The following is an 18,605-nucleotide window of genomic DNA, read 5'->3' on the forward strand; positions in this document are numbered from 1 at the left end:
TGAATATCCGAAAACCATTTTCAAAAATAAATTGGAATTTTAATGATAAAAAAATACTTCATTTTTTTACTTCTATGGTCTTTTAGTTTTGCTTTTGCACAAGAAACAGTTTTTAGAGGAGTTGTTGTTGATGCAAAATCACAAAATCCTCTCGAGAATGTTGTGGTTACAATTCAAAATACTTCCATAACAAAACTTACTTCAAAAACGGGTCAATTTGAATTGCATTCTTCTTTAAATGGAGAACAATTGCTGTTGATTCATAGTCAGGGATTCAAAGATTTACTGCTTAAAATTCAATCTAATTTTGGTCAAATAGTTTATCTCGGAACATTACAATTAGAAGATTTATATTCTGATGAAACTCCGTCTGCGTTAATTACACTTTTAGACACAGATTTGTCTGATGATAGTAGTTCATCAGAAATGACTTCAGGACTTTTGCAATCTTCAAAAGATGCTTTTATGCAAGCTTCTGCTTTTAATTGGGGTCAAGCCCGATTTAAAGTTCGCGGTTTAGACAGCGAAAACGGAACCATGATGCTCAACGGCATGACTATGAATAAAATTTACGACGGAAGACCACAGTGGAATAATTGGGGAGGCTTGAATAATGTACTCCGAAATCAGGAATTTTCGGTTGGTGCCGCAGTTTCAAATTATACTTTCGGTGGCGTTTTAGGAACACAGCAAATTGCCACGCGAGCTTCTTTGTATAGAAAAGGAACGCAACTTACATTTTCAGGAAGTAATTCGGCTTATACTTGGCGTGCCATTGGAACATATGCTTCAGGAATGAATGCTTCGGGCTGGGCGTATGCCGTTTCAGCCGGAAAAAGATATACGGAAGAAGGCTATTTTGAAGGAACAAATTTTAATGCCGATTCCTTTTTTATAAGTGTTGAAAAGAAATTAAACAGCAAACACGCGCTCAATTTCACTGGATTTTATACACCAAATTCCCGTGGAAAAAATTCGCCAAACACAGATGAAGTAATTGGTTTAAAGGGTGAAAAATACAATTCATATTGGGGATTTCAGAATGGTAAAAAACGAAATGCCAGAGTAAAAAATATTGAAGAACCGCTCTTGATGCTGAATCATTATTTTAAGATCGACGAAAAAAACACTCTGAATTCAGGCTTAATGTATCAGTTTGGAAAAGTTGGAAACAGCAATATCGATTATCAAAATGGCAACAGTCCAGATCCTGTTTATTACAGAAAAATGCCAAGTTATTTCAGTTCGCTTTACGCCAAAGATCACGGTGAATTTTCAGGAGATTTTACCCCAGATTATGAAAATGCAGAAAAAAGCAAAATTGCATTTCTGGCAAATTCAGAAATTGATTGGAATACAATGTATTTAGCAAATCAAAACCCTACTGAAAATGGTTATGAACCCGCTCAGAGCCATTATGTTCTTTATGAAGATAGAACAGATGATAAAACTTTTGCATTAAATTCTAACTTGAATTCTCAGATAAGTTCAAACCTTTCTTTTGACGCAGGATTTGTTTACCGGAATTTAAAATCGCATAATTTTCAGTATTTGCTGGATCTTCTCGGCGGAGCATATTTTGAAGATATTGATCCGTTTTACAAAGGAAATTTATCTCAGTCGGATTTGCAGCATCCAGATAGACAAGTAAAAGAAGGAGATATTTATGGCTATAATTATAATTTTTTAGCCAATACAATTGATACTTTTACGCAGTTTAAATTCTCCTATAATAAAACTGAATTTTATCTGGGACAATGCTATTCTATTGCTAATTATCAACGTGAAGGATTGTATCAAAACGGAATTTACGCCAATAATTCTTTAGGGAAAAGCGACAAAGTAACTTTTGAGAATTTTGGTTTCAAAGGAGGATTCAATTATAAAATTTCGGGTAAACAATGGTTTTTTGTTAATGCGGAACATCTTACCAGAGCACCATCTTTGCGAAACACATTTTCAAATTCACGTTTAAACAATACTATAGTGAACGGAATCGAAAGTGAAAATGTAACCAGTGCTGAGGCAAATTACGTATATCGCTCACCAAAACTCAAACTACGTTTTACGGCTTATTATACTTTGATAAAAAACACTTCTAAAACTTCTTTTTTTTATGCTGAAGGAATTTTTGATAAAGGTCTTGGTTACGATCCAACAGATGCTTTCGTTAGTCAGACTTTAACAAAATTAGACAAGAAAAATACTGGAGCAGAGTTGAGTTTTGAATATCAGATTTCATCAACTTTAAAAACAACTTTTTCTGCCGCTTACGGAAATTTTATTTATAACAGTAATCCAAATGTTTCGATTGTAAATGATGCAAATGCCGTAAAAGACAACGCGCAGACAACTTTTGATTTTGGACGTGCATATCTCAAAAATTACAAACAAGCCGGAACGCCTCAAAATGCCTGTTCCTTTGGTTTCGAATATCGTGATCCTAAATTTTGGTGGCTTGCTTTCAATATAAATTATTTGACAGATAATTATATTGATGTTTCTCCAATCTCGAGAACATCTCAATTTTATATTAATCCAGTCAACGGATTTCCTTTTACGGAAGCCACTTCTGAACGCGGAAATGAATTGCTTAAACAGGAAAAGTTTAATCCCATAAGCTTACTTAATTTCAGTGGTGGAAAATCGTGGCGTGTTTATAAAAAATATATTGGGCTTTTTGGAAGCGTTAATAATGCGCTGGAATTAGTATATAAAACGGGCGGTTTTGAACAAGCTCGGAATGCCAATTTCAGAGCATTGAATCAAGATGTTTCGAGTGGAACGCCATCCTTTGGGCCAAAATATTATTACGGTTACGGCCGAACTTATTTTTTAAATCTTACTCTCGGTTTATAAACTGAAAATTTATTTCTCATGAAAAAAATACTTTTCTATTTCATTTCTTCATTATTTTTCTGCAGTTGCAACAGTGAAATTGAAACGCCAAAATTGGCGTGTACACAGCCAGATTTTGAGGTGAATAAAACCGTTGAAAAAGTGTATGAACTTTCAAGTCCAACGGCAAAACAATATTCATATAATGATATTATTGAAGCTTATGTTGTATCGAGTGATGAAGGAGGAAATTTTTTTAAAGCCATCTCGTTTCAAACAAAAGCCTCCGAAAAAAATCCGGCAATAGGTTTTAGTGTTCCGGTCGATGCTTCAAATACGTATATCGATTACAGAGTAGGAAACAAAGTTTACGTAAAACTTAAAAATCAATTTACAGATTTGTATTATGGCGGATTAAGAATTGGTGATTTATATGTGAGTAACGCCGGTGACCCAACAATTGGAAGAATTTCGCAAAATGAAATCAAAAATATATTGAATGCTTCCTGCACAATTATCGATGAAAATGAATTGGTCGAATCGCTTTCTATTGAAGAAGCGCTTAATGATTTAAAATTAAATACTTTAATAGAACTCAATAATGTTGAATTTACAGAAGATGCTTTAGGCCGTCATTATTTTGAAGAATCAAATAACGTTGGTGGTTCAACAAATTGGAATTTAAGAGATAATACGGGAAATCAACTTATTTTTAGAACTAGCAGTTATGCAAAATTTGCAGATCATTTTGTACCAGATGGAAGTGGAAAAGTCCGTGGAATTTTGACCAAGTTTGGATCAGATTATCAGTTTATGGTTCGGTTTGAGAGTGATATTGTAATGGGTGGAAAAAGAAATACTCCGTTTTTTTCAGAGGATTTTCAGTCGGTTAAAAATAATGTCAATTTTGCACTTCCGGGGTGGAGTAATATTGTCGAAAAGGCTGCAAAATTATGGAAAAGTATGGTTTATTCTGGAAATGGATATGCAGAGTTTAATACCACGAGTACAACGGCAGCTGAAAATATTGCTTGGTTGGTTTCTCCAAAAATTAATTTATCTGGTTACAAAAATGCAGTATTGTCTTTTAGAAGTGCACAACATGATTTAAAAACTGATTCGCCATTAAATACTTTAGAAGTTTATATTTCAACAAATTTTGATGGCTCTGGTATTGCTAAGGCAAAATGGATAAAATTGGAAGCAAAAGTTCCTACACTTTCAACACCTGCGCGGCAATTTATCAGTTCGGGTGGTATTGACTTATCTGGATATTCTGGAAATATAAATATCGCTTTCAGATATGTTGGTTCTGGAAAAGATAAGACGCTTAATGGCGCTTTTATGGTTGATGATATTAAAATTTTTGGTGAGAAGTAGGCTATTTTTTTTTGATTTGGAGAAAGAAAAATTAATAGTAATTGTTTTTGAGATTTAAGCTATTAAAATTTGTGAGAATTTTGTATTTTGGTCATCCCAAATTAATACAAATACCACATGAAAACCTACTTTATCGCCATCTTGATGATGGTATTTCCATGCCTGATGCACAGTCAGGATCAAACCGATGCGGTTAAATTAAAGCAAATCAACATTGTAAAAACAAATTATCAAAACTCCAAAGACGGAGAAATTGTTAATAAAACAATGGTCTTTAAAGAAGGTAAACTTCAAACCGTAACTACTTCAGATGTTGTGCAGCATTTCTTTTACAATAAAAACGGTTTACTGGATATGACTGTAAAAGACAAAGTTGGAAGCGACTGGAAAGAAGTTGTGAATTATACTTATAACGCAGATAATAACATCATCAAATTTGTAAAAAAATACCAGGAAGGCCCTGATTATATTACAAAAGTTGTGACTTTCTTTTACGAAGGTGCAAGAATAAAAGTAACAACTAAAAAAAGTACAAATCATCAGAATCTAGTTGATGATATCGAATATATTGTTGAAAACGGAATTATTGTAAGACGTACTTCCCGCGACAGAAATAAGCAAATTGTTGGTAAAATCGAATATGTTTATGTAAACGATAATGTTTCAAAACATAAGGGATTAGTTGGAGATAAAATTACTAAGACTTTTACTTATGATGATAAAAAGTCGGTTGATCAATTGATTGTTCAAAGTCTATTTGGTGATAATTATAAAATAATCGTACCAATGATTTCATATCATGAAGAAGAATTTGCTTTTGAAGATATATCTTACAATAACGAAGTGAATTTCAGTCCATCGTCGACGGCATTGGTTGCTGTTAGCAGAAAATTCAAATACAACAAATTAAACTTCCCGATTTCTTGTTCTCAGATTGAAGAAAACGGAATTGTAAAGACAGAGAAAACTTTTATTTACGAATAAGAACTGAGTTTTCAGTTTATAAAACCCTTTAGGAAACTAATTCCTAAAGGGTTTGTTTTTTTAAACAAAAAATAATAATTGCTAATAAGAACTTAAAAACAGAATTCTATAAGGTAAAGTGTCTTACAAATCATTAAATTTGCACCTTATTCAAAGCTATGTTAGATAAAGAAGTTATTAATTTTGAGCGAACAGCCATTGTTGGTATTGTCACTCAAAATCAAAGTGAAGAAAAACTTAACGAATATTTGGACGAATTAGAGTTCTTAACTTTTACCGCTGGAGGTGAAGTTATTAAACGCTTTTCGCAAAAAATGGAACGCCCAAATCCGAAGACTTTTGTTGGAACGGGAAAAATAGACGAAATCAATCTTTTTGTAAAAGAAAATAATATATCGACTTTAATTTTTGATGATGAGTTGTCGCCTTCTCAACAAAAAAATATTTCAAGAATTATCGATTGTAAAATCTTAGACAGGACAAATTTAATTTTGGATATTTTTGCACAAAGAGCTGAAACTTCTTATGCAAGAACGCAAGTAGAGTTGGCACAATGTCAATATTTATTACCAAGACTTTCCGGTTTATGGACACACCTTGAACGTCAAAAAGGAGGTATTGGTATGCGTGGTCCTGGAGAAACGGAGATTGAAACGGACAGACGTATCGTTCGTGACCGAATTTCGTTGTTGAAAGATAAAATCAAAACGATTGACAAACAAATGAGTATTCAACGTAGTAATCGTGGCGCTATGGTACGTGTTGCTTTGGTTGGTTATACAAATGTTGGAAAATCGACTTTGATGAATGCCATCGGAAAAAGTGATGTTTTTGTTGAGAATAAATTGTTTGCGACTTTAGATACTACGGTTCGAAAAGTGGTGATTAAAAACTTGCCATTCTTGCTTTCAGACACCGTTGGATTTATCCGAAAATTACCGACTCAATTGGTTGATTCTTTCAAAAGTACACTTGATGAGGTTCGTGAAGCCGATTTGCTTTTACATGTTGTAGACATTTCGCATCCGGATTTTGAAGATCATATTGAATCTGTGAATCAGACTCTGCAGGAAATCAAAAGCAATGATAAGCCAACGATTATGGTTTTCAATAAAATAGATGCTTACAAACACCTGACAATTGATGAAGATGATTTGATTACAGAAAGAACCAGAAAACACTGGACTCTTGACGAATGGAAACAGACCTGGATGAGTAATGTTGGTCAGGATAAAGCGTTGTTTATTTCGGCTACCAAAAAAGAAAATTTTGAGGAATTCAGAGAAATGGTTTACGAAGCTGTTCGCCAAATTCATATCACGAGATTCCCATATAATAAGTTTTTGTATCCAGATTATAAGGATGCAATTGAAAAAGAAGAGGAGCAGGAATAAATTAATTTAACGCTAAGAGCGCGAAGACTATATTAAGAAGACTTCTATAAAACACAAAGTTCGCAAAGCTAAATCTATATAGCTTTGCGAACTTTGTGTTTATATAAAAACCTAATTTACAAATGACTTAGCGTTCTTTGCGTTAAAATATAAACGGTTTACAATTTCAAATTAAAATCCAAAATTAATTCCTAAACCAAAAACTTCTCTGGTTTGCAATCCTTGAAAAGCGTTATCATCATAAATTGCTTGAAAAGATAAGTTTGCTGATAAAAACTTGTTCACTTTCATTACAATATTTAATGAATAGTCGATATCGACATTTTGTGGGTCTTCAAGATAGTTGGAATAAAGATTCAACGTGTTTTCTGCCGTTACATTAGTCATAATGGCTAATTTATAATAAATGGAAGCATAGAAACCGAGTTCATATCGGATGCTTTTGCCTTCATCGACTCCAAAATAATCACCATCAACATAAGGTAATCCAGTAAATCTGTCTATTCCTGTAGTGTAAGCGCTGTCTACAAAAGTGAATTTTGAGGTTAGTGGTGCGAAATTTATTTTAAGATTATCATCTTTTGTCCAATAAATTCCGGGACCCGTGGTAAGATAACCAGGTGACATAAATTTGGTTTGTTCGGTCCTGATTTGCTTGCCATTGTCGTCCTGTCCATAAATATAACCAGTAGAAAACTGTGTTCTAAAATTCAGGAAGTAAGAGTAATACCATTGTCCCACAGCTTTTTTTCCAACTATGGAGTTGAATTCTAGACGGTCATCGGTTTTTTTTGTGAAGTCATCATTTTTGGTTTGTAATAATCCATATGACGCTAGAATTTTATTGTCCCAGGTTAGATCCTCTTTTTTGTAATTGAAATCGTAATTGATTCCTAAGGTTCCTGAAAAGCTGTCTTCTCCTCCGGCAATCCAGTTGTTAAAGCTCGACTGATTCAATAAAAGTGAGACTGTTCCTTTGGTTTTCCAGCCTTCGCCTTCGATGGTGTCGTTAATTTTTTTTACTGCTTTTTCAGTGTTTGTAATTAATTCTTTTTCTGAATTTTGGGCTTGTAAAAATGTGAAGTTTACTAAAACGAAAAGTAATAAGGTTAGCTTTCTCATGGTCTTTAGTTTAGAAGTGTATAAACAAATATACTAAAAACCGTTAAAAGCTTAAGTGTTAATTGATTGTAAAAGCAGGTTATTTCTTAGATTCTTTATATAAAGGTACTGCAGAGCATGCTTCGCCATACATTATGCTTCTTGCAAATGGCTGTAAATAGGTTGTGGCTAAAATATAAGCACGCATTGGAACCGGTTTTCTAGAACAGCCTTTTACAATTACCGGTTTACTTTTGTAAACAGAATAATCGATTTTGCTTAGAATTTCTTCATATAAACTTGAATCCAAATCCTCAATAGTTCCATTCACTACTTTTTTGGCATAAGGCGCCAAATGAACGCTCACTAAAATTAATGCCCAAGCCGGAATAATGGCATCTGTACTGCAATGTACTGCCACATATTGATCTTGATATTGCGACCAATCGTGATTTTTAAGATGTTCTCTAAAGTCTTTTTCTTTCAATAAAAATCCTTCCAAAAGCCATTGCGAAATGTCAATCTGCACACGCATTCCTTTTGGATAATAATCCTCAAGATCAAAAACTTCTAAAGCACTGTTGGCAACTTTATTGATGATTTCTTCCATTTTTTTTAGTTTTCAGTCACAGTTTTCAGTCGCAGTTGAGCACTGAGACTGAAACTGTAAACTGTATATTTTTAAGGAGTTTTTAGTCACAGTTAAGTACTGTAAACTGCGACTGTAAACTGAAAACTTTTTAAAGCATTCCTAATTCTAACTTAGCTTCTTCGCTCATTAAATCTTTACTCCAAGGCGGATCGAAAGTGATTTCAACGTCAACATCTTTAATGTTTTCGATTGTTTTTACTTTTTCTTCCACTTCTCTTGGTAAGCTTTCTGCTACTGGGCAGTTTGGAGATGTAAGTGTCATAAGGATTTTTACTTCGTAATCAGTATTAACCATTACATCGTAAATTAATCCTAATTCATAAATATCTACAGGAATCTCAGGATCGTAAATTCCTTTTAAAACTTTTACGATTGATTCTCCTAATTCGTTTGTGTCTATTTCTTGTTCCATTTTGTTATTTGTTTTTTCGCCACGAATTTCACAAATTTCCCGAATTTAAAAATTAGTGTCAATTCGTGAAATTCGTGGCAAAAGAAATTTAATTTTTGTTTTTTGCGTCAAAAGCCAAAGCGTACATTTTGATGTTTTTGATCATCGAAACCAAACCATTGGCGCGTGTTGCTGATAAATGTTCTTTTAATCCAATTTCGTCAATAAAATCAGTATCAGCATTTATGATATCTGATGCTTTTTGATTAGAGAATGCACGAATTAAAATCGCAATAATTCCTTTTGTCAAAATCGCGTCGCTGTCTGCAGTGAAAACAATTTTGTCTTCTTTTTCTTCGCCTTGCAACCAAACTTTTGACTGGCAACCTTTGATTAAATTTTCGTCGGTTTTATATTCTTCTTTAATTAACGGAAGAGTTTTTCCCAATTCGATGATGTATTCATAACGTTGCATCCAATCATCAAACATCGAAAATTCGTCTATTATTTCGTTTTGAATTTCTTTAATTGTCATAATTATTCTTTAGCAAAATCAGTAAGCAAATTGACTAGTTTTTCAATTTCCTTTGGAGGAAAACCATTGTCGAAGCCTTTAGTTTCATAGGTTTTCTGATTTTGAGTTATTTTTAAATTTCCTATTGCCGCACCGTCATAAAAACGTTTTTCTGTCGGAGCTTTTAAGTTTGGAATATTTTCTAAATTTATTTTCGAAAATTCAGATACAATTTGTTTCCATTTTGCATCCTCAATTTTTTTTTCTACAGGTTGTGCATTTCTGCCGTTGGTAACTTTTACTGTTTTATTTTGAACAATTATCTCTTTAAAAAGACCTCTTGAAACAGCTGAATATTCAATTTCAGTCGAACTCATATCTGCATTTTTTTGACTGGAACAGCTCGATCCAATAAAAATAGTTAAGAGCAATAAAGATAATATTCTCATAAAAGTGTTTTTTAGCTTAGCATTGTTTGAGCTTTCTTAACGGCTTCAACCATTTGATCAATTTCTTCTTTAGTATTATAAAAAGAAAAAGAAGCACGAATCGTTCCCGGAATACAGAAGAAATTCATAATTGGCTGGGCACAATGATGTCCGGTTCTAACTGCAATTCCTAATTTGTCAATAATCGAACCAATATCATAAGGATGAATTCCATCAATATTAAAAGAAACTACCGATGCTTTATTTTTTCCGGTTCCGTAGATTCTTAAACCTTCAATTTCTAGTAAACGTTTTGTCGCGTATTCTAAAAGTTTGTGTTCGTATTCCTGAATATTTTCAAAACCAATATTATTTAGATAATCAATTGCAGTTCCAAGAACAATTCCGCCTGCGATATTTGGAGTTCCAGCTTCAAATTTATGAGGAAGATCTGCGTAAGTTGTTTTTTCGAAAGTCACTTCTTTGATCATTTCGCCACCGCCCTGATAAGGAGGAAGTTTATTTAACCACTCTTCTTTTCCGTAAAGAATTCCAGTTCCTGTTGGACCGCACATTTTATGTCCTGAAAAAGCATAAAAATCACAATCTAATTCCTGAACATTTGGTTTTAAATGCGGAACCGCCTGCGCGCCGTCAATCAAAACTGCAGAGCCAACAGCATGTGCTTTGTCAATAATATATTTAATCGGATTTATGATTCCGAGTGCGTTTGAAATATGATTTACCGTAACAACTTTTGTTTTTTCTGAAAGAAGCGCATCAAATTCTTCCAAAATCAATTCGCCATTTTCGTTCATCGGAATCACTTTTAAAGTAGCTCCGGTTTTTTCGCATAACATTTGCCAAGGCACAATATTACTGTGATGTTCTAATGAAGAAACAATTACTTCATCACCCGGTTTTAAAATCGAAGCAAAACCGTTTGTCACCAAGTTGATTCCGTGCGTAGTTCCCGAAGTAAAAAGTACTTCGTGAGCATGTTTTGCATTGATATGATCTTTCACTTTGCCACGAGAAATTTCGTAAGCATCAGTAGCTAACTGGCTTAAAGTGTGAACGCCACGGTGAATATTGGCGTTGATTTCCTGATAATATTTAACTTCAGCATCAATCACGATTTGTGGTTTTTGCGAAGTGGCTCCGTTGTCGAAATATACTAAAGGTTTTCCGTTTACAGTTTGTGAAAGTATCGGAAAATCAGCTCTTATTTTTTGAATATCTAGCATGTCTTATTTAGAAAAAATCTATTTACAAAAGTACTAAAACTAAATTTGTTTATACAGGAATTCTATAATTTCCTTTTATGATGCCATTGTTACAAGGCGTAAATGCTGAATCCTTAAAAATTGACAAGGTTTTCTGCAGTATCCGAATTGTATTTGTAATTTGAGTTCTAAAATCGTGAACATAAATTATTTATATTGCGATAAAAATAGCTAACATCATTATGAAAAAGTTTCTCAAAGTATTTGCGCTTGTTTTGGTTCTTGCTTTCTTGTATTTCGGATTTACAACGTATCCGAAATTGGATTTGATTTCTGGTTTTTCCGCTAAAAGTGTCGCATCCGGACATTTTATGGATCATCGTTCGTTGGATTTAATTCAGAAAACCGATAATGATATTCATTTATTGGATCTTGCAACCAACACGATTAACGATGCCGGAAAATTTGCAACGTCGGCGGTTTATGGTTTGAAAGAAAGAAAAGCGATTTACAGAGACGGTTTGGGCGCTTTATTAATTAATGATGATTACGATATTTCTAAACCCTATTTGCTTCCAAAAAGAACAAAATTGGTTAATAATCTTCCTTTTCCATATGGAAATAATGAACCAAAAGATACCGCTTTCGCGAATGTGGATTATGCAAAATTGAAAAAAGCAATTGATGATTCTTTCGATAAAGATGGCGGAAAAGCAAAACGCACGCGCGCCGTTGTCGTTTTATACAAAGACAAATTAATCGGCGAAAAATATGATACGGGATTCAATAAAGACAGTAAAATTCTGGGTTGGTCGATGACAAAAAGTATCACCAGTTCGGCCTTTGGCGTTTTGGCTAAACAAGGAAAAATCGACATTTATAAACCAGCACCTATCAAAGAATGGCAAAATGATGAGCGTAAAAATATTACGGTTAACGATTTGCTTCATATGAATTCTGGTTTAGAATGGGAAGAAAACTATAGCACAATTTGCGACGCGACACAAATGCTTTTCCAATCTGAAGATATGGGAAAAGTGCAAATGGATAAACCAGCGAAATACAAACCAAACACACATTGGTATTATTCGTCTGGAACAACCAATTTATTGTCAAGAATTTTAAGAGGCCAATTTACAACACAACAAGAATATCTTGATTTTTGGTACAGCGCCGTAATCGACAAAATCGGAATGAACTCGATGATTGTTGAACAAGATATGTCTGGAACTTTTGTTGGTTCGTCTTACGGATGGGCAACGCCACGTGATTGGTCAAAATTCGGATTATTATATCTTCATAAAGGAAACTGGAATGGAGAACAGATCCTTGACGAAAGCTGGGTAAAATACACATCAACACCAACGAATACTTCTGAAGGAAAATATGGAGCTCAATTTTGGCTAAACGCCGGAGGAAAATTCCCTGATGTTCCGCGTGATATGTTTTATTGCAGTGGTTACCAAGGTCAAATGGTGGCGATTATTCCGTCTTTGGATATGGTAGTTGTGAGAATGGGAGTGAAGGAAGAAGAACCTGGATTTGATTTTAATGGGTTTTTGAAGGGGATTATTGAGAGTGTGAAGAAATAGATTTTATGAAGATACTATTGCATCCGGGAGTTTTATTTATCGTTGGTTTTGTATTGAATGGGATTGCTTGGACTGTAAAACTTGGTCCCGTATTTAGCACTATTTGTTTATTACTAGGATTGGGATTGATTTTTTCAAGTATTATATTATTTATTATTAAAGTTAGAAGCTAGTAACTTTAACCGCAAAAAACGCGAGGTATAAAAGCAAAAAGTTCGCAAAGCTTAAATAAAAACTTTGCGAACTTTGTGCAACCTTTGTGTCTTTGCGGTAAAACCTGACTACAAATCAAATCCTAAATTCACGCCTAATTTCATGGCAATGATTTTAGTAATTCTTTGTTTTAATTCCGGTATTTTAATGCTTTCGATAACGGCATTTGAGAATGCGTACATCAATAAAGCTTTTGCTTCTTTTTGTGGAATTCCACGAGATTGCATGTAGAACATTGCTGTTTCATCCAATTGTCCAACTGTACAACCGTGAGAACATTTTACATCATCGGCAAAAATCTCTAATTGTGGTTTTGCGTTGATAGTTGCTTTGTCGCTCAATAAAATGTTGTTGCTTTTTTGGAAAGCATTTGTTTTTTGAGCTTCTTTTTCTACCAAAACTTTTCCGTTGAAAACTCCTGTTGAGCGATCAGAGAAAATTCCTTTATAATCCTGGAAACTTTCGCAATTTGGCGTTGCATGGTTTACCAAAGTATAATGATCAACGTGTTGTTTGTCGTTTAAGATCGAAATTCCGTTTAACGTACTTGTCAATCTTTCACCAAAATGGTAAAAGTTTAAGTTGTTACGAGTTAAATTTCCACCAAAAGAGAAAGTGTGTACATAAGCATGACTTTCCTGTTGTTGTGAAACGTAAGTGTTGTCAATTAAATTGGCTTCACTATTATCGTTTTGAATTTTGTAATAATCAACAATCGCACGTTTTTGAGCAAAAATCTCGGTAACCGAATTGGTTAAAACAGGATTTTCATTCAAACTTTGGTGACGCTCAATAATTTGAACATGTGAATTTTCGCCCACAATAACCAAATTTCTTGGCTGAACCATTAAAGCCGATTCGTTTCCTGTTGAGAAATACATAATCTCAATTGGTTTGTCAGCCACTTTTTTCTTCGGAATATTGATAAAAGCACCTTCAATTGCAAATGCAGTATTCAATGAAGTCAAACTATCATCTTTACTTGCGATTTGGTTGAAATACGTATCAATAACCATTTTATATTTTGGTTTGGTCAATGCCGATGACATCAAGCAAACATCGATTCCGTCATGTGTTGTAGAAGACAAATGCGAACTAAAAACACCATCGATAAATACTAATTTGTAAGTATCTATTTCGTGTAAAAAGTATTTTTTTACCTGATTAAATTCGATTGCATTTTCCTGCTTTGGAAAAACCGTAAAGTCATTTTTTAAGATGGCGTTTAGCGATGTATATTTCCAAGCTTCTTCTTTTTTGGTTGGGAAACCTTTATTTTCGAAGTTTTTTAAAGCATTTGTGCGTATGTCATGTAAATCTGAATGTACATCGACACGCTCTTCAAAAGCCATAAAAGACGATACTAATTTTTCTTTTAAATCCATTTCTTTAGTTGTAAGTTATGAGTTATGAGTTATGAGTTTTTGCAAACTGCAAACTGTAACTGTAAACTAGTTTTCTGCCTTGATCCAATCGTAACCCTTTTCCTCTAGCTCATATGCTAGCTCTTTTCCCCCAGATTTTACGATTCTTCCGTTGTAAAGAACGTGAACGAAATCAGGAACGATATAATCTAATAGACGTTGGTAGTGCGTGATTACAATAATTGCGTTTTTGTCGCTTTTTAATTTGTTCACACCATTAGCAACAATTCTTAAAGCATCGATATCAAGACCAGAATCTGTTTCGTCAAGGATCGCTAATTTTGGCTCTAACATTGCCATTTGGAAAATTTCGTTTCTTTTTTTCTCTCCTCCAGAAAAACCTTCATTTAAAGAACGAGATAAAAATTTACGGTCGATTTCCAATAATTCAGATTTCTCACGAATTACTTTCAACATTTCGTTAGCCGGCATTTCTTCTTGTCCGTTTGCTTTACGAGTTTCGTTGATCGCCGTTTTCATGAAGTTAGTCACGCTAACTCCAGGAATTTCTACAGGATATTGAAACGAAAGGAAAACACCTTTATGCGCTCTTTCTTCAGGAGCTAAATCAGCAAGATCTTCTCCGTCTAGGATAACTTCTCCGTCTGTAACTTCATAGTTTTCGTTTCCTGCAATAACAGCAGAAAGTGTACTTTTTCCAGAACCGTTTGGTCCCATGATAGCGTGAACTTCTCCAGCTTTAACTTCTATATTAATTCCTTTCAGGATTTCTTTATCACCAATTGCGGCGTGAAGGTTTTTTATTGATAACATTGTTTTTTATTTTATATAAATGTCAATTCTATTTTTGTTTGTTGGTTTAGGATATTGGCATTAAAATGCGCGTGACCTAAATATTCCATGCCTAAATAATCGGCTGATTTTTTGAACGGAATGTAAAAACTATCCTCAATTTCATTGTCGTGTGAATTTGATATCACACCAATTTTCTTTCCTCTGAGTTTTCTTCCGGTTTCTTTTTCAATTCGGATTAAATCCGAAAAACGATCAAAGAAAACCTTCATTATTCCACTCATATTGTACCAATATATTGGCGTTGCAAAAATTAAAGTGTCATACTGTTCAAGAACTCTTCTTATTAAAGGAAGAAAATCATCTTCCTTATTTTTGCTTTCGTAATCATAATAAGAAATATTATAATCACTTAAGTCAATTACATCTATTCCGGTATCTTTAGAAATTTCATCCACAATTCTGGTTGTGTTTCCGTTTTTCCTGGATGAACCTAAAATGATGACTTTTTTATTTTCCATCTTTAAATTATCCAACAGAACCTTCTAGAGAAATCTCTAATAATTTTTGCGCTTCAACTGCAAATTCCATTGGTAATTTGTTCAATACATCTTTACTGAAACCGTTTACAATTAAGGCAATCGCTTTTTCAGTTGGAATACCTCTTTGGTTGCAATAGAAAACCTGATCTTCTCCAATTTTACTTGTCGTTGCTTCGTGCTCGATTTTTGCAGATGGATTTTTACTTTCGATATAAGGGAAAGTATGTGCACCACAATTGTTCCCCATTAAAAGAGAATCACATTGCGAAAAGTTTCTTGCATTCTCCGCTCTTGGCGAAATCTGCACTAAACCACGGTAACTGTTTTGTGATTTTCCAGCCGAAATACCTTTAGAAATAATAGTCGATTTAGTATTTTTTCCTAAATGGATCATTTTAGTTCCAGTATCAGCTTGTTGAAAATTATTGGTTACAGCAATCGAATAAAATTCTCCTACTGAATTATCTCCTTTAAGTACACAAGAAGGATATTTCCAGGTTACAGCAGAACCAGTTTCAACCTGTGTCCAAGAAATTTTAGCGTTAGTTTCGCATAAACCTCTTTTTGTTACGAAGTTGTAAACTCCACCTTTTCCTTCTTTGTTTCCAGGGAACCAGTTTTGAACGGTAGAATATTTAATTTCAGCATCATCCAAAGCGATTAATTCAACCACAGCAGCGTGTAATTGATTTTCGTCACGGCTTGGAGCAGTACATCCTTCAAGGTAAGAAACGTAACTTCCTTCATCAGCAATAACCAGAGTTCTTTCGAATTGTCCTGTTCCTGCTTGATTGATTCTGAAATAAGTTGAAAGTTCCATTGGACATTTAACGCCTTTTGGAATATAACAGAAACTTCCGTCAGAGAAAACTGCAGAGTTTAATGCTGCATAGAAGTTGTCTTTTTGTGGTACAACAGTTCCTAAATATTTTTTTACTAATTCAGGATGTTCTTTAATAGCTTCAGAAATTGGACAGAAAATAATTCCTTTTTCTGCCAAAGTTTTCTTGAAAGTCGTTGCTACAGAAACAGAATCGACAACAATATCCATAGCGACATTGTTCATCATTTTTTGTTCGTCAACAGAAATTCCAAGTTTTTTGTACATTTCTAACAATTCCGGATCAACATCGTCCAAAGTTTTGTTAGGATCTACTTGTTTTGGAGCTGAATAATAAGAAATGGCCTGAAAATCTGGTTTTTCGTAACGAACATTTGCCCATTCTGGCTCGATCATTTCTTTCCAGGCACGGAAAGCCTCGATGCGCCATTCGGTCATCCATTCAGGTTCTTCTTTTTTAAGAGAAATAGCTCTCACGATGTCTTCGTTTAAGCCAATAGGAAACGTTTCAGATTCTATATTGGTGTAAAATCCGTATTCGTATTCTTTAGTTTCGAGTTCGATTTTTAAATCGTCTTCTGTGTATTTGCTCATTATTTTTTTTATTGTCTGAAAGTTTGAAAGTCTAAAGTTTGAAAGTCAATTGAAGCCATTAGGGCTTTATGACTTTTTGCTTTTGACTAAAGAGAAAATGATTCTCCGCATCCGCAAGTTCTGCTTGCGTTTGGATTGTTGAATACAAATCCTTTTCCGTTTAATCCGCCTGAAAATTCAAGAATTGTTCCGGCTAAATATAGAAATGATTTTTTTTCAACTGCTATTTGGATATCATTGTCTACGAATATCTTGTCATCATCTCCTTTGGTTTTGTCAAATTTCAAATCGTATGACAAACCAGAGCATCCGCCACTTTTCACTCCCACACGTACGTAGTCGTGTGCGGCGTCAAAACCATCGTCTGTCATCAAATCGATGATTTTCTTTTTGGCTGTATCAGAAACTTTTATCATTGTGTTTATGGTTTTTAATTTTCTTTTTTTGATAGAATTCTTTAAAAAAGTAATCAAATTATTACAATTTAAACAGCTGTCTATCAATGTTCAAATGAAATTGTCTGCAAAGATACGACTTAAAAACCTTTTTCCATAACGGTTCACATTATTATAACAAATGTTAAAATAGACAGAAGTTATTTTGCTGTTTAAAATTTGTAATAAATCTCCCTATTAGGTTAGAAATAGAAAGAAACTTACAAATATTTCGTGTCGAGTTGCTGAATTGGTAATAATTTTATAATTATAGTTAAAATACCGTATTTTTACGTGTTTATTAATATAAATTATTATTATTTTTGCGAAAAATTAGGAGTAATTATGAAGAAAAACTACAAAGAAAGCTGGGTAAAGTTACTTTTTGCATTGGTTTTTGTTTTTGGAATAGGTGCTACATATTTAATTTTTAGTAATGAAACAAATGTACTTGAAGATAATGCTCCGGATGATCGACTAGAAATTATCGAGCCCGATAATACTGTTTCTGCACAAGAAAGCATCCTGGATTCTTTAAGTAACTTAAAGTTGGCTTATGATGTTGCCATTTTTGAGAAAACCGCGCTTTCGAAGGAATTGGAATTGGAGCGAAAAAATATTGAGAATTTGATGGATATTATTAAAGCTTCAAAAAATCCGTCTACAGAACAGATCAAAATTTTCCGCAAACAACTTTCGGATCTTAAAACTTCATTGGACGAAAAAGTTGCAGAAATAAATAAATTAAAATCTCAAAACAAAAACTTGCTGACGGAAATTGAAAGCCAGAACGAGGTAATGTACAAGCAAAAGGCTGAAAATGACACCTTAATTTCCAAGCAGAAAAAACTGGAATCTACATTAAAAGATGCGTCAAAATTGTCTTTGGGTAATTTTAAAGTAACAGCTCTTAATGAAAAGAGTTCTGGAAAAGAGCAGGAAACGACTAAAGCAAAAAATACAGACAAGCTCAAAATTAGTTTTTCCGTCAACGGAAATTCTGTTGCAAAAACTGGAAAAAGAGTGTATTATATTCAGGTTTTGGATCAAAAAAATACCGTTTTAGGAGAGAATAAACTAATCGAGTTTGGCAATGATAAAGCATTAGTTTACAGTTTTTTAGTTGGCGTTGATTATCAAGGAAAAATGGCCAATGTTTATGGTGTTTTAAATAATGAGTTAGCCAAGTTTAAAAAAGGAACTTATTTTGTCAACTTCTTCGACAAACAAGAAATAATGGGAAGTTCTTCTATCACATTAGAATAATCAAACCAAAAGTTTAAAAGAGTTTTTAGTGTAAACAA

At 33.6% G+C, this 18,605-nt stretch carries 18 protein-coding genes; 7 read left to right on the forward strand and 11 right to left on the reverse strand.

Going from position 1 to position 18,605, the window contains the following annotated elements; translation table 11 throughout:
* The first annotated feature begins 42 nt into the window (after positions 1-42).
* The 4 genes from BD847_RS08860 to hflX all read left to right on the forward strand — a co-directional run bounded on the left by BD847_RS08860 (position 43) and on the right by hflX (position 6,596).
* Positions 43-2,859 carry a carboxypeptidase-like regulatory domain-containing protein gene (locus tag BD847_RS08860; protein WP_115887924.1) on the forward strand — a complete coding sequence of 939 codons (2,817 nt, stop codon included), beginning with the start codon at positions 43-45 and terminating at the stop codon, positions 2,857-2,859.
* 18 nt (positions 2,860-2,877) lie between these two features.
* On the forward strand, positions 2,878-4,218 hold the full coding sequence (locus BD847_RS08865) for a DUF5689 domain-containing protein (protein WP_115887925.1): 1,341 nt from the start codon (positions 2,878-2,880) through the stop codon (positions 4,216-4,218).
* Positions 4,219-4,335: 117 nt separating this feature from the next.
* Complete coding sequence (locus BD847_RS08870; RefSeq protein WP_115887926.1) at positions 4,336-5,202, forward strand: hypothetical protein; 867 nt, start codon at positions 4,336-4,338, stop codon at positions 5,200-5,202.
* A 158-nt stretch (positions 5,203-5,360) separates the two neighbouring features.
* Positions 5,361-6,596, forward strand: a complete 1,236-nt coding sequence (gene hflX, locus BD847_RS08875) for a GTPase HflX (protein WP_115887927.1) — start codon at positions 5,361-5,363, stop codon at positions 6,594-6,596.
* Positions 6,597-6,767: 171 nt separating this feature from the next.
* On the opposite strand, the gene BD847_RS08880 is transcribed toward hflX, so the two are convergent.
* The 6 genes from BD847_RS08880 to BD847_RS08905 form a co-directional block, all read right to left on the reverse strand.
* Entirely contained in the window at positions 6,768-7,718 is a 951-nt protein-coding gene (locus BD847_RS08880) for a DUF3078 domain-containing protein (RefSeq protein ID WP_115887928.1), read from the reverse strand.
* Positions 7,719-7,797: 79 nt separating this feature from the next.
* Entirely contained in the window at positions 7,798-8,307 is a 510-nt protein-coding gene (locus BD847_RS08885; RefSeq protein WP_115887929.1) for a DUF2480 family protein, read from the reverse strand.
* Between the two features lie 130 nt (positions 8,308-8,437).
* Positions 8,438-8,761, reverse strand: a complete 324-nt coding sequence (locus BD847_RS08890) for an SUF system Fe-S cluster assembly protein (RefSeq protein ID WP_017494560.1) — start codon at positions 8,759-8,761, stop codon at positions 8,438-8,440.
* 88 nt (positions 8,762-8,849) lie between these two features.
* Positions 8,850-9,275: a SufE family protein gene (locus BD847_RS08895; RefSeq protein WP_115887930.1), complete on the reverse strand. Its 426-nt coding sequence runs from the start codon at positions 9,273-9,275 to the stop codon at positions 8,850-8,852.
* Positions 9,276-9,277: 2 nt separating this feature from the next.
* Positions 9,278-9,703, reverse strand: coding sequence for a hypothetical protein (locus tag BD847_RS08900; RefSeq protein WP_115887931.1), 426 nt, complete (start codon positions 9,701-9,703; stop codon positions 9,278-9,280).
* An 11-nt stretch (positions 9,704-9,714) separates the two neighbouring features.
* Positions 9,715-10,929 carry an aminotransferase class V-fold PLP-dependent enzyme gene (locus tag BD847_RS08905; RefSeq protein WP_115887932.1) on the reverse strand — a complete coding sequence of 405 codons (1,215 nt, stop codon included), beginning with the start codon at positions 10,927-10,929 and terminating at the stop codon, positions 9,715-9,717.
* 221 nt (positions 10,930-11,150) lie between these two features.
* On the opposite strand from BD847_RS08905, the gene BD847_RS08910 reads away from it, so the two are divergent.
* Both BD847_RS08910 and BD847_RS20830 read left to right on the forward strand, forming a co-directional pair.
* Positions 11,151-12,500, forward strand: coding sequence for a serine hydrolase domain-containing protein (locus tag BD847_RS08910; protein ID WP_115887933.1), 1,350 nt, complete (start codon positions 11,151-11,153; stop codon positions 12,498-12,500).
* A gap of 5 nt (positions 12,501-12,505) precedes the next feature.
* A complete protein-coding gene (locus BD847_RS20830; RefSeq protein WP_167443842.1) occupies positions 12,506-12,673 on the forward strand; it encodes a hypothetical protein in 168 nt (55 codons plus the stop codon).
* 108 nt (positions 12,674-12,781) lie between these two features.
* On the opposite strand, the gene sufD is transcribed toward BD847_RS20830, so the two are convergent.
* From sufD to BD847_RS08935, 5 genes are all read right to left on the reverse strand, one after another.
* The gene (sufD, locus tag BD847_RS08915; RefSeq protein WP_115887934.1) at positions 12,782-14,098 is read right to left on the reverse strand and encodes a Fe-S cluster assembly protein SufD; all 1,317 of its coding nucleotides are present in this window, start codon (positions 14,096-14,098) and stop codon (positions 12,782-12,784) included.
* A gap of 66 nt (positions 14,099-14,164) precedes the next feature.
* Positions 14,165-14,911 (reverse strand): Fe-S cluster assembly ATPase SufC, encoded by a 747-nt coding sequence (gene sufC, locus BD847_RS08920; RefSeq protein WP_008466070.1) that lies wholly within the window; start codon positions 14,909-14,911, stop codon positions 14,165-14,167.
* Between the two features lie 11 nt (positions 14,912-14,922).
* A complete protein-coding gene (locus tag BD847_RS08925) occupies positions 14,923-15,411 on the reverse strand; it encodes a flavodoxin family protein (RefSeq protein ID WP_115887935.1) in 489 nt (162 codons plus the stop codon).
* 7 nt (positions 15,412-15,418) lie between these two features.
* Positions 15,419-16,867, reverse strand: coding sequence for a Fe-S cluster assembly protein SufB (gene sufB, locus BD847_RS08930; protein WP_026727151.1), 1,449 nt, complete (start codon positions 16,865-16,867; stop codon positions 15,419-15,421).
* Between the two features lie 86 nt (positions 16,868-16,953).
* Positions 16,954-17,283 carry a HesB/IscA family protein gene (locus tag BD847_RS08935; protein ID WP_026727150.1) on the reverse strand — a complete coding sequence of 110 codons (330 nt, stop codon included), beginning with the start codon at positions 17,281-17,283 and terminating at the stop codon, positions 16,954-16,956.
* 363 nt (positions 17,284-17,646) lie between these two features.
* Between BD847_RS08935 and BD847_RS08940 the strand changes: the two genes are divergently transcribed.
* A complete protein-coding gene (locus BD847_RS08940; RefSeq protein WP_115887936.1) occupies positions 17,647-18,567 on the forward strand; it encodes a coiled-coil domain-containing protein in 921 nt (306 codons plus the stop codon).
* The last annotated feature ends 38 nt before the right edge of the window (positions 18,568-18,605 follow it).

The organism is Flavobacterium cutihirudinis (genome assembly GCF_003385895.1).
GTDB lineage: Bacteria > Bacteroidota > Bacteroidia > Flavobacteriales > Flavobacteriaceae > Flavobacterium > Flavobacterium cutihirudinis.

Bases quoted from the DNA above. Each gene is read 5' to 3' on its own strand.
- BD847_RS08860 (WP_115887924.1), top strand. From the start codon at position 43: ATGATAAAAAAATACTTCATTTTTTTACTTCTATGGTCTTTTAGTTTT.
- BD847_RS08865 (WP_115887925.1), top strand. From the start codon at position 2,878: ATGAAAAAAATACTTTTCTATTTCATTTCTTCATTATTTTTCTGCAGT.
- BD847_RS08870 (WP_115887926.1), top strand. From the start codon at position 4,336: ATGAAAACCTACTTTATCGCCATCTTGATGATGGTATTTCCATGCCTG.
- hflX (WP_115887927.1), top strand. From the start codon at position 5,361: ATGTTAGATAAAGAAGTTATTAATTTTGAGCGAACAGCCATTGTTGGT.
- BD847_RS08880 (WP_115887928.1), bottom strand. From the start codon at position 7,718: ATGAGAAAGCTAACCTTATTACTTTTCGTTTTAGTAAACTTCACATTT.
- BD847_RS08885 (WP_115887929.1), bottom strand. From the start codon at position 8,307: ATGGAAGAAATCATCAATAAAGTTGCCAACAGTGCTTTAGAAGTTTTT.
- BD847_RS08890 (WP_017494560.1), bottom strand. From the start codon at position 8,761: ATGGAACAAGAAATAGACACAAACGAATTAGGAGAATCAATCGTAAAA.
- BD847_RS08895 (WP_115887930.1), bottom strand. From the start codon at position 9,275: ATGACAATTAAAGAAATTCAAAACGAAATAATAGACGAATTTTCGATG.
- BD847_RS08900 (WP_115887931.1), bottom strand. From the start codon at position 9,703: ATGAGAATATTATCTTTATTGCTCTTAACTATTTTTATTGGATCGAGC.
- BD847_RS08905 (WP_115887932.1), bottom strand. From the start codon at position 10,929: ATGCTAGATATTCAAAAAATAAGAGCTGATTTTCCGATACTTTCACAA.
- BD847_RS08910 (WP_115887933.1), top strand. From the start codon at position 11,151: ATGAAAAAGTTTCTCAAAGTATTTGCGCTTGTTTTGGTTCTTGCTTTC.
- BD847_RS20830 (WP_167443842.1), top strand. From the start codon at position 12,506: ATGAAGATACTATTGCATCCGGGAGTTTTATTTATCGTTGGTTTTGTA.
- sufD (WP_115887934.1), bottom strand. From the start codon at position 14,098: ATGGATTTAAAAGAAAAATTAGTATCGTCTTTTATGGCTTTTGAAGAG.
- sufC (WP_008466070.1), bottom strand. From the start codon at position 14,911: ATGTTATCAATAAAAAACCTTCACGCCGCAATTGGTGATAAAGAAATC.
- BD847_RS08925 (WP_115887935.1), bottom strand. From the start codon at position 15,411: ATGGAAAATAAAAAAGTCATCATTTTAGGTTCATCCAGGAAAAACGGA.
- sufB (WP_026727151.1), bottom strand. From the start codon at position 16,867: ATGAGCAAATACACAGAAGACGATTTAAAAATCGAACTCGAAACTAAA.
- BD847_RS08935 (WP_026727150.1), bottom strand. From the start codon at position 17,283: ATGATAAAAGTTTCTGATACAGCCAAAAAGAAAATCATCGATTTGATG.
- BD847_RS08940 (WP_115887936.1), top strand. From the start codon at position 17,647: ATGAAGAAAAACTACAAAGAAAGCTGGGTAAAGTTACTTTTTGCATTG.